This window comes from Tenacibaculum sp. ZH5_bin.1 (assembly GCF_042865525.1).
Classification (GTDB): Bacteria; Bacteroidota; Bacteroidia; order Flavobacteriales; family Flavobacteriaceae; genus Polaribacter; species Polaribacter mesophilus.
Map to the genome: position 1 here is coordinate 13,005 of NZ_JBEGIO010000005.1, position 14,536 is coordinate 27,540.

Sequence of the window (14,536 nt, forward strand, 5' to 3'; positions counted from 1 at the left end):
GGTTTGAGACAAAAATATTTTCACTTTTTTTCTATCATTTTTTTAGTTCTTACTCAATTTGCATTTATTACTGCATTATTGTTTGAGCATAAAAATACTTTTACAATACTATCGTTAACAACACTTATTACTACACTTATAATTTATAGTTACATAAAGTTTTTTAAAATTAAAAGAGTAGATTTTGAGCCATTCTATGTAATAATTTTTGTTATAATTGGAGCTATACTTACAAGTTACTTACATCTTTTCACTAAATTAAATTCTGTTTTTGCAGCAACACTTATTGGTACAGTTGCTTCTTTTTTACCTGATTTAAATAAAAAGTCGAAGGTTTTACAAAATATTCCCAATGCTATGTATTGTGGTTGTTTTGTAGGAATGTCACAAAAAAACGTTGCTATTGATTATAGCCTTATAATTATTGCAGGTATCATAGCGGGTATTTTTTTTATACTCTCTAAAAACCTTTTTAATGGAGTTGGTGGTAAACTGGGTACTCTTGCCTTTGGTAGTGTAGTTATTTCATCGTTATTTCTTTTAATTCTTTCATAGTGCTTACCACCATATCAATATATTTAACAAGCATACTTGGGGCTTTTTTAACGTTTTTAGTAAGTACAAAATACAAACAGGGTCCTGTAAGAGCTTCTGCTCTACTCACTCTTTTTGTTGCTAGTACATGTTCTCTTTTTTCTGAGTTATTTTCTGAAGATATAGCCAATCAAATTCCTTGGGTATTTTTTGGTGCTTCTTTTGTTGGTATGACCTCTAGTAAACTTACTCGTAACTATACTTCAATTATTTTTGCAGGAATTGTTTTTGGATTTATCTATACGGTTAGTCCTACTTTTTTTAATGGTTATGGAGGCGCATTAGGTACAGCCGCTTGTATTTCTATATTAGTTGTTATTGGAATGAACAATCTTATCCGACTTTTAAAAGCTTCAAAAAAGAAAAAAGGCTTATTGAAAAAACTTTAATTTTAATAAGGTACTTTTGCCTTGTAAATTGTTGCTTTCTTTTTAGAAGTTATTTTATAAATACTTCCTGCTTTTAAGAGGGCTGATTGTCCCTTTTTTAAATTTAAAACAGATTTTGTTTCTACTATTTCTATCTCTCCATCAATGACTATTAAAATTTCTACTGATCTAGATTTTGCCTTGTATACTTGACTTTCTGCAATATTAATTTTACTCAATTCAAAATCTTTTGCTTCTGTCTCATACACTCTTTCTAAATTATCTTTTTTCAAACAACCATACAAAACTTCTGGATTTGTTTCTTCAAAAACAATATTCTTCAATAGCTCAGCAACATCTACATGTTTTTTTGTTAAACCTCCTCTTAAAACATTATCTGAATTAGCCATTAATTCTATATTTTGACCTTCTAAATAAGCATGGGGTACTCCCTCTTTTTGGAAAACAGCTTCTCCTTTATTTAATTTCATTATGTTAAAAAAGTATATAGAAAAAATTCCTCTATCTAGTTTTTTATTATTTGTAGATTCATCAACAACTTTTGCTGCCCAAAAGTCAGGACTATTTTTATCTAATTTTTTGTTCTTATATAATGGAGTAATTCTGTCTATTAAAGGTTTTAATATTTCATATACTTCTTCATTTGATTTTTCCATCACATTTTTATATAATCCAAAATATCCTTCTTCTTTAAATATATTAACTAACTTTTTAAATTCTGGTGTTTCTTCTAATCTTGTTATTAATTTACTTTTGGGTAAGAAACCGTGTAATAACCAAAATTCACTCAAAGCAACCATAATTTCCGGCTTGTGATTATCATCTTTATAGTTTCTGTAAGGTGCTGTTAATGGAATTCCTAAAATATTTTCTTCCTTAAATCCTTTTTCTGCATTTTTTTTTGAAGGATGAACCTGAATTGACAATGTCTTTTTTACATCTAACACTTTAAATAAAAAAGGTAATCTTCCGTATTTTCTTGCTACTCTTTTACCTAAACATTTTTTTAAGTTTCTTTTTAAAAAATTATCTAAAGTTTGATTTCCAACAGATGTTTTTATTATAGATGGAGCTTTTCTGTGTGCTCCTAACCAGTACTCTGCTATTTTTTTTCCGTCGTTTTTTCTTTTTAACAACTTTGTGATATAATTATCACCTCCCCAATCATAATTTTGAATCTGCCCTGTAAGCGCTAATAAATTAAATGTTTGTGTAGCTTCATTAATCATATCTTAATATTTTAATAGTTACTTGCTAAATCTTTTTATTTATACTTGCTTAGTTATTCAAGGTTATTGAAAATTCTTCCATTTTCATTTTACCAATTAGCGTTGAGTCTTTCTTTTTTTTTACTCTGTAATTCCATGCTATTTGACCTAATTGACCTATTATTTTTATAGAATCTTTCATAGAAAGCTTAGACCCGTCTGCATGTATCCATCTTTTTAAAGGTTTTTCACACATCATTTCTCTTGCTTTTTCAATTTTAAAATGCTTTTTAATTCTTAAAAAAATCTCTACATCAAATAACCATTTTGTAATAAACTTTTCTTTAAATGCGATATCAATTACATCTCTATGAAAAATTTTAGCTCCACATTGTGTATCTTTAAAATCCATTGATAATATTTTTCTTATAATAAAATTAATGGTAAGACTAATTATTTTTCTAGCAGATTCTTTTGTTATATTAGCTCCCATTCTAGTAATTCTTGATCCACTAACTATTTTAAAGTTAGATTTTTCAATTGTAGAAACTAAGTCATCAAAATCTAACAAGTCTGTAGATAAGTCTGCATCTAAAAAACCTATATAATCTAAATCTTTAAAGTTTGCCATGTGTAGCATTCCTTGTCTAACAGCCTCTGCTTTACCTCCATTTTTTTCGCAATTGTATATTGTTATAAAATCTTCTCTTCCATTTCTCAAATTATTTAGCACGTCTAAAGTTTTATCTGTACTTCCATCATTTACAAAACATAAGTGATACCCTGAATTCTCGTCAATAAAACTGGTAAACTCTTTACTTAGTAGTCTTTTCTCCTCATTGTAACAAGGTATTACTACCCCAACACATCTTTCTTTAATGATAAGATTATTTTGTTTTTCTATACTTACTATATTTTCAGGAGCCCCTATTAGCCTTTTCACTCTAACACAAATTTCATTTAAGCTTAATGGCTTTTTCATGTAATCATCAATTCCTAAATCAAAACCTTTAGTTATCATTTTATCATCTGTATTTCCTGATAATACAATTACTGATGTAGACGGTTTTTTAGAGTTTCTTATATAATCTATAACCTCCATACCCGATATTGTTGGCATATTCATGTCTACTATAACTAAGTCTGGTTGAAATGAATCATACAATTTCATACCTTCAAAAGCATTCGTTTCAGTTTTTACATCATAACCTAACTCTAACAATCTCTTCTTTAGGGGGATTAATATTAGCTTTTGATCATCTATAGCTAGTATTTTCATAATTAAATTTTTAACAGTTATTTGATCCAAAAATAGCTATGTATCTTTTTTTTAATGACTTACAACACTTAAAGGGATGTTTTCTTTAGACGAATGGTAGTTTACTTTAGTTAAACAAAAAATATTATATCTTTAAATCGTTTATATTTACAATAACAAAAGCTAACTATATAAATTTCAATGAGAAAGGAATCAAACAAACTTTTAATATTAGCGCTTCTTTTGGGTATAGCTTTTCATGGTTCTTTTATCTTTTTTACCTTAGAAAACACATATGATGCTCTAATACATTTGTTTTTTGCAGAGCATTATGCAAGTAATTGGTTTGAGCCTTGGAACTACAAATGGTATACTGGATTTACGGTAATGAGCTACCCACCTCTGGTACATCAATCAATTGCTGCTTTGTCGTATATAGGAGGGTTAAAATTTGGGCTTTTTACTGTAGCTATAATAGGCGTTATACTTTTTATTTCTGGTGCATATCGTTTTTCTCTACTTATAACTGCTAATAAAAAAATAGCTGGTTATGCAGCAATTACAGCTGCTCTTTCTTCTTCTTTTTTAGAAACACTACATATTTTTGGACAATTACCCAGTATTATTGGTGTTTCTGTTTTAATGCATGCTTTACCCGAGATTTATTTGTGGTTAAAAACAAAAAAATATAAATATTTACTTACATCTCTTTCTTTAATTTCAGTTACTGTAACCTCGCATCATGTTACTCCTATTTTTGGAATGGTATTTTTTATTTTACCTTTAATAGGAATGGTTATTATGGATGTTTGTTTTGATGAAGTTAAATCGTATAAGAAAATTACATTTAAATTATTCTTAGTTAAATTTAAATCTCAGTTTAAGTATAATATCCTTTTTATAATTTTAGCTCTAGTAATCATAGTAGGGTGCTTACTACCTTACTGGATTAACTCTAAAAAAAATCCTATTACACAAATTCCAATACCACATGGTTCTAGAGATAATTTTCTAGAAGTTACATCTTCTGGTTTGGTTTTTTTTATGATTCCTTGGGGAATACTTTTAGTTTTTCTTCCTTATTTTTTTTATAGATATTTTAGTAAGCGTTTTTTATTTATTGGTATTTCTTTTACTATGCTTTTTATTTTAGGAACAGGAGGTACTACCCCAGTTCCTTTAAAACTTTTGGGCGAAAATGCTTTTAATATTTTAACCTTAGATAGGTTTACCCTATGGGCTTCTATTATGGCAATACCACTTTTGGGAGAAATAACCTATCACTTTATACATGGTGATTTAAAAAACGTTATTCATAAAAAATTAGGAAGAATTTACCACCGTTTACTTGCAGGATTAATAGCCTCTTTATTTTTATTTACTATTATTTTTACAATGAGTCTTGGCTATTTTAGACCATCACAGCCTCAAAAAATAAAAATGTTGCCTATTATTAACTTTCTAAACCAAGATCAACACGACCAATGGCGTTATCTTACACTTGGTTTTGGAGATCAAATGGCATGGTTATCTGCTCAAACAAACGCTATGACTGTAGATGGAAATTATCATTCTGCAAGACGTTTACCAGAACTTACAACAAGGCCTATAGAACGACTTGAAAATTCAAAATTCAAAGGTATTGCCGGTATTGGATCGCTTCAACAATTTTTAACAACTCCAGAAAAGTATAATTTAAAATATATTTTTTCTAATGATAAATTTTATGATCCCATCTTATATTTCTGTGGTTGGCAAAGATTATCTCCTTTAGAAAACGGTATAATAGTTTGGGAAAAATTAAACATTCCACCTCTCTCTTCTATTTTACCAAAAGAAGATGTAGCTATATGGCAAAAATTACTTTGGGGAACAGTTCCTTTTCTAACTGTTATTTTCGCTTTACTTTTAAATGTCAAGAGTTTATTTAACAAGCACATAAAAATGAGAAAGAATACTTACTTGCTATGTATTGAAGCCTATAAAAATTACTCTGGATTTACAAAAAAAGTATTACCCTTTGCTCATATATGGTTACTGTTTTTAACTGTTATTTCTTTTTTTGGTATGTATAAATTTTATCTTGAAAACAATACACAGCAATCGCCCGAAAACCTTGTAATATCTTATTATGATGCTTTAGATTTTAAACAATTTGAAAAAGCTTACAACCTTATTAATCCAAAAAGTAATATTTCAATAGCACAATATATGTTAGAAGTCTCTGTTACTGATGGTTTATTAAGCTCTTATGCTAAACTAGACGCTTTAAATACTGTTGTTACTAAAAAAACAGATAGCTTAGCTACTATAACTGTGCATACAAAATGGATTACACCTTTAGAAAAAATTAATAAAACAGATTATAAAACGGCTATTAAACTAAACGGTAAATGGTTTTTACAACCTGATGTAATTGATTTTGATTTACCTCCTGATCAACTTTACTCAAATAATAAAACAGGATATTTTAATCAAGGAAGAAAAAGAATTACAACTGAACAAACTCACCATGAAGATGTTTTAAAACAACCTGTTTTAGAAATCGTTACAGCTAAGCTCGTGAAATTTGATAATCATTATGCTATCATTGGTGAAATACAAAACATAGATAATGTACCTGCAGATGTTGTTATTAAAGGTACTTTATATAATGATTCGAATAAAAAATTAGCTACTTATAATGCAAAGTATCATATAAAACATAAACTAATGCCTAAAGAGATTAGTTCTTTTAGGATTAATTTTGAAGGTATAGCCTGGTCCAAAACACTTGATTCCATACCAAAAACATTTAATCCTGATGAGTTTACACCTATTGAGTTTGAAGAGCAACCTACTAAATTCAATTTACAAGCAGCTGGAAATGTTTCTAATTCTGATTTATATAAAGACCTTGCCTTAAGTGAGCTTATTATAGAAGAAAAAAATATAAAAGGAACATTGTTTAACAGTGGAATTCAAGAGATTACCGTACCTCAATTAATCATTACATACTATAATAAAGATAAAAAAATAGCTTGGGTAGATCACTTATTTATTAAAAGTGGCATTAGACAACAACGCAAAAAACATTTTAATTATAAATTGTTAGAAGATAAAAAAATCATATTTATTAATGATGATATGCAAAATTGTTTTGTTAATGGACTTCCCAACGAAGAAATCTCTAACAAATTGATTCCAAATAGGGTTAAAAATCACGCTTTTTCAGAATTGCAAAAAATTTCACACCCTAAATATAAATATGTAAAAATTGAAATGAATAACTTTATAGGAAATCCAAAGTAACGATGTTTAAAAAGAAGTTTTTTTTTAGTATCACATGCTTATTTATTAGTTGTGTAAACGCACAATACAATGAAAGTAATAATACAACTTTAAAGTTATTATCCACAAAAAAAGAGTTTTTAGCAGGAACTTTAATTCAACTAAAGTTTAATACTCATAAATCTACAAAATACAAACTATATTGCGCTAATAGTTATGGTAGCACTATAATTACCCCCTCTAAAAAAGATTCTTTAATCTTTGATATTCCAATGTTTTTAAGCAAAAAAAAAGGTATCATTAACTGGTCACTCATTAATACTGAAAAAGTACTTTCTGGTAAGATTACTATAATTGCACAAAATAAACCTACATTTATAGAAACCTACTTAGGTCCCCCTAGTATAGAAGCAGGTGGAAAAGATTATGCAATGATTGTTACCATACCAACAGATATATTGGACAATCCTCTTAAAAAAAACACCCCTATTACAATAAATCAACAATTTTTAACAGATACCCAAAAAGAAAAAGTATTTACTAAAAACTTAATCGCATACAAAAACATATACTCTCCTACAAAAAGCGGTAGAGTTTTAATTTCTTCAAACTGTTTTAAATTACACTCTAAGGAATATGATATTAATATAATGCCTGCAATTCCTGTTAATTTTAACGTTTTTGCTAAAAGACATCACAAGTATGCAGATGGAAATCAAATTACAACCTTATATACATCACAATTAAAAGACACTAATGATAATATTATAAGTGATGGTAGTTTTGTAGATTTTTTTATTACTAATAGTAAAGGAAATGTATTGAAAACATCAGGTACTACTATCAACGGTATTGCTACTGCAAAAATAGTTCATCCAGATTATGAAGATCAATGGTCTGTAAAAGCTTATGTTATTGGAATTGCTGAAAGTGATAGGATAATATTAGATTATAAAAAGGCTATTAAAAATTATATAGTTTCTTTTACTGAAAAGAATCGAACTATTAGTATAGGACCATTACAAAGTTTTATGGGGCAAATGATACCTGATGGATTAAAGGTTAAAGTTTCACTATACCAAAACAACATCTTGATACAAGAATTCATCAAAGAAACACAAAATGGTTATGTATATTTTAACTTAAACCCTAATATTTTACCAAAAGGGATATATAAAATAACTACTGACGCTGCTGGTATTTACAAAGAATTTAAAAACATAGAACTATGGTAGGTATAGATAAAAACATAATGCGTTCATCTTTAATAATATTTTACATTATTATTATTTCTATGCTCCTTTTTTTAATTAGCTCTTTATACAGTTACCTTAACACAGGTGCTGATAGAAGTAAAATATTACACACCGAATTAAAAGATATTCGTAATTACATACCTAAAATAACCTGGGTAAAAGATGGAAATGAAGGTAGAATTATGGATACACAAACCTTAACTGAAATTGAAAAAGATTATTTAGATGGTTGGTATGTTAAACATATTGCTTATAAATCTAATCTTACTACAGGTATAAACGATTATTACACTAAAAATGCTCGTAAAAATATACAGAATATCATTAAATATAACGATTCCCTAAACATTACAATAGACGCTACAACTCTAAAGCATAATCCTGATATTGTTTTTTTTAGTGAAGACGGACAATTAGCTGTTTTAGAAGATAAAAATGTTTTAGAGTATAAAAGAATAATTAAAAATAAATATAATATTCATGAAACTACAGAGTTTTCAAACTATAAAGCCATTTTGTTACTTGAAGATGGTTTTTGGCGTATAAGACATTTAGTTAAAGAAGGTTCATCTTCTTTTCAAGAAGATTTAAAGAAAACAAATCTAGAATATACTAATATTAAAGGTATTAATTATTACCCTCAAGCTACTCCATGGAGCATGTTTGGTGATAATTTTGAATTAAAAATTATTGAAGAAGACTTTAATATTATAAAAAGAGTAAATTTAAATACTATTAGGATATTTGTTCCTTATGACGATTTCGGGAAGGAAAATGTGGATGAAAACAAATTAAAAAAACTCAATTTACTATTAAATTTAGCTGATAAAAAAGGAATAAAGGTAATTGTTACTCTGTTTGATTTTTATGGAAATTACGATGTGCTAGATTGGACTTTTACCTTCAAACATGCTGAGAAAATTGTTTCAAAATTTAAAAACCATAATGCCATTTTAGCATGGGATTTAAAAAATGAACCTAATTTAGATTTTAAATCCAGAGGGAAAGAAAACGTTATTCCTTGGTTAGAACATTTATTATACTTGGTTAAATCCATTGATACAAAACACCCTGTAACTATTGGCTGGTCAAACACTGAAAGTGCTCACCTTTTAAGTGATAAATTAGATTTTATTTCTTTCCATTATTATGATAATTTAGAAATGTTTGAGAAAAAGTATAAAAAGTTAAAATCTAATTTGCCTAACAAACCCATTGTTTTAGGAGAGTTTGGTATGTCTTCATATAGTGGTATATGGAATTTTTTTGAGGGGTCTGAAAAAAAACAAGCTGAATATTTTAAAAACATGCAGCATATTTTAACAACAAACAATATTCCTTTTCTTTCTTGGACTTTATACGATTTTAGTAAAATACCAAAGGGCGTTGTAGGTAAACGCCCTTGGAGAGTAAACCCACAAAAAAAATTCGGGTTTATTAAAAATAATGGGGAAAAGAAACCTTCTTTTAAATATATTTCTAAACAGTAGAATTGGTTACTAAGTTTTTTGATGTTATTTTTTTTGTTTCTATAATTTTAGAAAACTCTTCAAGATATAAACTTGCTATTCTTTCCATAGGATATTTTGTTGCCGCCTTATAATTTGTTTTACCTAATTCTACCCTATAATTTTCATCTATTACGATTGCTTCTATTGCTTTAGCTAAACTTGTTACACTTTCTGGTTCGAAGAATTCACCTTTATAACCTTCATCTTTTACAAGCAATGCTAAATCTCCTAAATTAGGCATTACAACTGCTTTTCCATAACTTCCAGCTTGATGTAAAACTCCAGAACTGCCTGTTGTAGAGGTATAAGGAAAAACTACTACAGCACTTTCTTTAAATAAATTTTCTACTTCATTTTCTTCTACATATCCTGTGAAAACAATCTGAGATACATTTTTATATTTTTCCTTTACTCCTTCTAAATACCCTTTTACATTCGGATTATCAGTACCAGCTATAACTATTTCTAAATTCAATCCTGTTGTACTTCTCACTACTTCAACTGCTTCAATCATAGCCTCTACTTTTTTGTAAGTTCCAAATTTTCCAAAAGTCATTATTTTCATGGGACCTTTTGGCAACTCGTAACATGGTTTTTTTGGAATTTCAAATGTACCATGAGGTATTAACTTTACATTCTTAACTTTATATTTTTCTTTTAAAATCACTGCATATTTTTCAATAGTTACAGCTACAGTATCTGATTGTAAAATTAACCTTGTTAAACAAGTACCAATAAAGTTATAAGTTTTTTGTAAAAGCTTATTAGAAGTAAAACCTGCGCTCTTTAAATCTACCTGCTCTAAAATATTATGTAACAAAGTTATTGTTGGTATTTTTTTTAGTTTACAAACCAGTGGTAAAGTTAAGCCTAAAGCTGCAGGAATTTTCTTGTCTCCAAACTTCATAAATTGTAGGTTAAATAATATAGCATCTGGCTTTACTTGATTAATAGCTTTAGTTACTGTTATAATATTAAATAAACTATTAAATTTCCAACATTCTTTTACTGTTACTTTGCAGCCATTTTCAATAAAACTAACATCTTTTATTTCTTTGGTTGTATCTGTTAACAATATAAGCTCCGTTACTTCTTGTTTTTGTCTAAAGTTTTTAACTAAATGATATGCATATTCATTTAACGTTACTTTACTTGGTGGATATGCTGTTACAATTGCTAGTCTCATGGTTAGTATTGTTTAATTTACATTTCAAAGATCCTACAAAACAACAAGTTAAGCCCTTTTTTTAGTTGAAATACAGATATCTGTAGTTTAATGGTATTAATGTTTAGATGTTGTTGGTTTTTTAGTATCTCTTAAAAGAAAATAACTTAATTGTAAACTTAATAATAGTGTCATTGCTAAAATTTGCATATTTACCACTTGACCTAATGTGTTATGATACAAGACTATAAAGATAATTTGTAGTAACCCAAAAATACCAGATGCTACGACTGGTATGTATTTATCTAAAGATAGATAATAGTATGCAAAAACGTTAGATATTGCAAAAACTCCCGTAGCAAGTGCGTACTTCCATAATAAAGGAGCTATAGCTATATAATCTTTCCCAAATAATATTAATACAACTTCTTTAGGAAAAAGAGAGCATACAGCAACTAATACTACAATTAGCAATGAAATATAACCTACATTTTTTAATAAAATTGAACGTGTGGGTTTGCCTTCCTTTTTTAATTGTACTACTTTTGGTAACAATAACATTACAAACATCCACGTTACAAAATAAACCACCCTACCTATTAAAGCTAGTGAAGCATATAAACCTGCATCATAAGTCTCAAAATAATGTTTTACCAATAAAATATCACTATTGTTAATAATTATTTGAGTAAGCTCATAAAAAACAGTAATTAAAAAAAAGCTACGTATCATTTTTCTTTGAGATACACTTAATTTAATTTCTTTTATTGGTTTTATCTTTTGAATCTTGAAAGGTATTAACCCAAATAAAAAAGAGCAAAAAATACCTATTGCAATAAGTATTGATGAATCTATTTCTAAAAAATATAATAATATTAGTGTAAACACCAGTCTACTTATCATTTCTAATTGATAAGTAACTGCTAAAGCTCCAAATTTTTTTTTACCCTGAAAAAAACCTCTATTAATACTCATTAAAAAGTATAATGGAACCCCTACTCCAAAAATAACGAACATATTAGATGTTGTTGTTTTAAAAAAAAGTTGTAAGTCTTTAGAATAATAAACTATTGCTATACCTAAAACAACTCCAGATATGACAGCTATTCTATTCATCTTATAAATAAACGACTTAAGAATTTTTTGCTCAAATATCACAGAAAATTTTGCTGTAACTAATTGAAAAGTCATAGCGACAAAAGAAAACACTAATAAAAAAGTTATCATAATTGCTGCATCAGCAAACTTTTCTGGCCCAAGAATTCTACCTAGTAATAGGTTATAAATATAATTTCCTCCATTTACTAAAAGAGCACTTATCATAAATAAATGCTCTGAGTTAATTCTATAATTATTTTTTGTTATTGCTATCATACTGATTGCTATTTTGTTGTTAAGCTACTTGTGAAGAATAAAAATGATCATAAACTTCTTTGCATCCATACCCTACTACAGAGAACATTTTATGCTGTTTTAATGCAATTGCCATTAATGTTTTAATAGCATTCAAGCCTGTTACTCCAATCTCATTTACGTTATCAATGTTAATTACAACATTTTTACACTTTTCTATACAGTACTCAAAATGAATTATGAAAGATCTAACTGTTGTACTGTTAATTTTTCCGTTTAAATAAAAAGTTCCGTTGTTTTCTGAAATTTGTAAAGCCATGATTTAAAGTTTTTATAGGTTATTAACACTACAAATATCTCCTTAATATCCTCAAAAAAAACAGTTTATCGACGAAAAACAATTTACTTTCGATGAAAGATTAAATACTAATGCTTAACTTGCATTAACAAAAAAATAATATGAAACTTAAATATATTGCCCCTCTAATATTTTTTTTTATTAGTCTACATAGCCTTGCTCAAGACATGCAACAAGGTTACACATATTTAGAGACAGGTAAATACGATAAAGCTCTTGCATTTTTTAAAGAAATTCTTAAAACATACCCAAACAATAAAACTGCAAACTTATGTTATGGAAGAGCCGTTGGATTAAACGGAAATCCAACAAAAGCTGTTTTATTATTTGAAAATTTATTAAAAAAATTTCCTAATGATTTTGAAATTAAGATAAATTATGCAGAATCATTATTATGGGATAACAATTATACCTTTGCTAAAAAATATTATGAACAATTATTAAGAGAAGCTCCAAAAAACTTTACAGTACTTTTAGGTTATGCCAACACCTTATCAAACTTAAAAAAATACAAAGAAGCATTAATTTACATTAACAAAGCATTAATCATTTCCCCAAAAAATAATAATGCTTTATTATCTAAAAAATATATTCATTTAGGTTATGCTAATTTCTTAAAAAATAACCATAAATACACTATTGCTGAAAACTACTTAAAGAAAAACTTACATTTTTTTCCTAATGATAAAGAAACATTACTCAATTTAGCAGAACTATATCTTATTTCCAAACAATTAAAAAAAGCTGAAGAAACATACCTCGCTATTGGTAATAATCCCCAAAATTATTTAATTTCTTTAAATGGTTTATCACTCACAAATCATTTAAATTTTAAAGAAAAGGAGTCCTTAAAAATTAGTGAAAAAGCTATTAAAAATATACATATAACTACCGATGCTAAAACTATAAATCAAACAAAAGAAAGATATATACAAGCTTTGATTTGGAATCAAAAGTATAGTTTGGCTGAAAAAGAAATAAATAAACTGTTAGCTACAAAAGAAACTCCAGAAAACTGGATGCTTTCTTTAAGGGCTACCTTAAATATTTATAAGAGTAATTTTAAAAAAAGTCTTACTGACTATAATACTATTTTAAAAAAAGACACTGCTTCTTTTGACGGTAATCTTGGTAAGGCTAACACATTAAAAGCTCTTGGTTATTATAAAAAAGCTTACAATAGTGCATACAGAACTCTACAGATATATAACAACCAAAAAGATGCCTTAAATTTTATAAATAATTTAAATAAAACCTTTACTCCTTTTACAGAAACTAAAGTATTATACTCTTTTGATAATGGTAATAATAACGCTTATTCTTTTTTAACCAACGTTGAGTTTCCAGTAAATACTAAACTTAAATTTTCAGCTAATTATACCTACAGAACAACTAATAATTCTGATACCGAAGATGAGGCTACTTCCAATAACCTTTTACTAGGAGCTTCTTATCAACTTAAAAACAACATTACTCTCAATGGTAGTATTGGAATAACTTCTTCTACCACAAAGGTAAATTCTTACAAACAGTTACTTACAGATGTAAGCTTACACATAAAACCTTTTAAACTTCAAAATTTAAGTTTTGCTTACAAAAGAGAGGTTCAAAATTTTAATGCTGCTTTAATAGCAAGAGAAATTGTTCAAAATAATTTTGTTGTTAATTATAACTTAAATACTAACTTTAATTTGGGATGGTTTACACAATATTATTACACTTCACAAAATGATAATAATAAAAGAGATTTACTTTTTACATCTTTATACTACAATGTATTAAAGAGACCTTCTTTAAAGATAGGTCTTAACTATCAATATATTTCTTTTAAAAATCAAGTTCCAATACTGTATTTTAGTCCAAAAGAGTTTAACGCTTCTGAGCTCTTCTTAAATATAATTAAAAATGAAAATGATACTAAAACACATAAATGGTTTTATGAATTAACAGCAGCTGTAGGTTATCAATTTATTGAAAATAACGAAAAACAAAGTACTTACCGTCTTCAAGGTAAAATAGGTTATAAGTTAAATAGAAGAAGTTTTTTGAACGTTTTTGGAAATCAAAGTAATATTGCATCTACTACAGCTGCTGGTTTTGTTTTTTCTGAGATTGGAATTCGTTTTAAATGGTATTTATTCAAAAAACCTCTTTTTAACAGTCAATTATTTTAA

11 protein-coding genes are annotated in these 14,536 nt (G+C 27.4%); 6 read left to right on the plus strand and 5 right to left on the minus strand.

Annotated elements, in window-relative coordinates:
* The first annotated feature begins 3 nt into the window (after positions 1-3).
* A complete protein-coding gene (locus ABHQ57_RS12715; RefSeq protein WP_047789155.1) occupies positions 4-555 on the plus strand; it encodes a hypothetical protein in 552 nt (183 codons plus the stop codon).
* Entirely contained in the window at positions 555-983 is a 429-nt protein-coding gene (locus ABHQ57_RS12720) for a hypothetical protein (protein ID WP_047788954.1), read from the plus strand. Before ABHQ57_RS12715 ends, ABHQ57_RS12720 begins: the two co-directional genes overlap by 1 nt.
* Before the next feature lie 2 nt (positions 984-985).
* Here the strand turns inward: ABHQ57_RS12720 and manA are convergent, their stop codons facing one another.
* Positions 986-2,212 carry a mannose-6-phosphate isomerase, class I gene (gene manA, locus ABHQ57_RS12725; RefSeq protein WP_159491294.1) on the minus strand — a complete coding sequence of 409 codons (1,227 nt, stop codon included), beginning with the start codon at positions 2,210-2,212 and terminating at the stop codon, positions 986-988.
* Positions 2,213-2,261: 49 nt separating this feature from the next.
* Positions 2,262-3,470: a response regulator gene (locus tag ABHQ57_RS12730; RefSeq protein ID WP_073183557.1), complete on the minus strand. Its 1,209-nt coding sequence runs from the start codon at positions 3,468-3,470 to the stop codon at positions 2,262-2,264.
* 180 nt (positions 3,471-3,650) lie between these two features.
* On the opposite strand from ABHQ57_RS12730, the gene ABHQ57_RS12735 reads away from it, so the two are divergent.
* From ABHQ57_RS12735 to ABHQ57_RS12745, 3 genes are read left to right on the plus strand one after another with little or no spacing between them, the layout of a single operon-like run.
* Positions 3,651-6,740, plus strand: a complete 3,090-nt coding sequence (locus tag ABHQ57_RS12735) for a hypothetical protein (RefSeq protein WP_167713710.1) — start codon at positions 3,651-3,653, stop codon at positions 6,738-6,740.
* A gap of 2 nt (positions 6,741-6,742) precedes the next feature.
* Entirely contained in the window at positions 6,743-7,954 is a 1,212-nt protein-coding gene (locus ABHQ57_RS12740; protein WP_047788958.1) for an Ig-like domain-containing protein, read from the plus strand.
* Positions 7,948-9,465: a cellulase family glycosylhydrolase gene (locus ABHQ57_RS12745; RefSeq protein WP_167713709.1), complete on the plus strand. Its 1,518-nt coding sequence runs from the start codon at positions 7,948-7,950 to the stop codon at positions 9,463-9,465. Before ABHQ57_RS12740 ends, ABHQ57_RS12745 begins: the two co-directional genes overlap by 7 nt.
* Here the strand turns inward: ABHQ57_RS12745 and ABHQ57_RS12750 are convergent.
* From ABHQ57_RS12750 to ABHQ57_RS12760, 3 genes are all read right to left on the minus strand, one after another.
* On the minus strand, positions 9,455-10,672 hold the full coding sequence (locus ABHQ57_RS12750; RefSeq protein WP_047788960.1) for a glycosyltransferase: 1,218 nt from the start codon (positions 10,670-10,672) through the stop codon (positions 9,455-9,457). The genes ABHQ57_RS12745 and ABHQ57_RS12750 overlap by 11 nt on opposite strands.
* Before the next feature lie 96 nt (positions 10,673-10,768).
* On the minus strand, positions 10,769-12,025 hold the full coding sequence (locus ABHQ57_RS12755; protein ID WP_167713708.1) for an oligosaccharide flippase family protein: 1,257 nt from the start codon (positions 12,023-12,025) through the stop codon (positions 10,769-10,771).
* A gap of 19 nt (positions 12,026-12,044) precedes the next feature.
* Positions 12,045-12,323 carry an STAS domain-containing protein gene (locus ABHQ57_RS12760; RefSeq protein WP_159491304.1) on the minus strand — a complete coding sequence of 93 codons (279 nt, stop codon included), beginning with the start codon at positions 12,321-12,323 and terminating at the stop codon, positions 12,045-12,047.
* A 206-nt stretch (positions 12,324-12,529) separates the two neighbouring features.
* Here ABHQ57_RS12760 and ABHQ57_RS12765 point away from each other — a divergent pair, with 206 nt between their 5' ends.
* Complete coding sequence (locus ABHQ57_RS12765) at positions 12,530-14,536, plus strand: tetratricopeptide repeat protein (RefSeq protein WP_389863881.1); 2,007 nt, start codon at positions 12,530-12,532, stop codon at positions 14,534-14,536.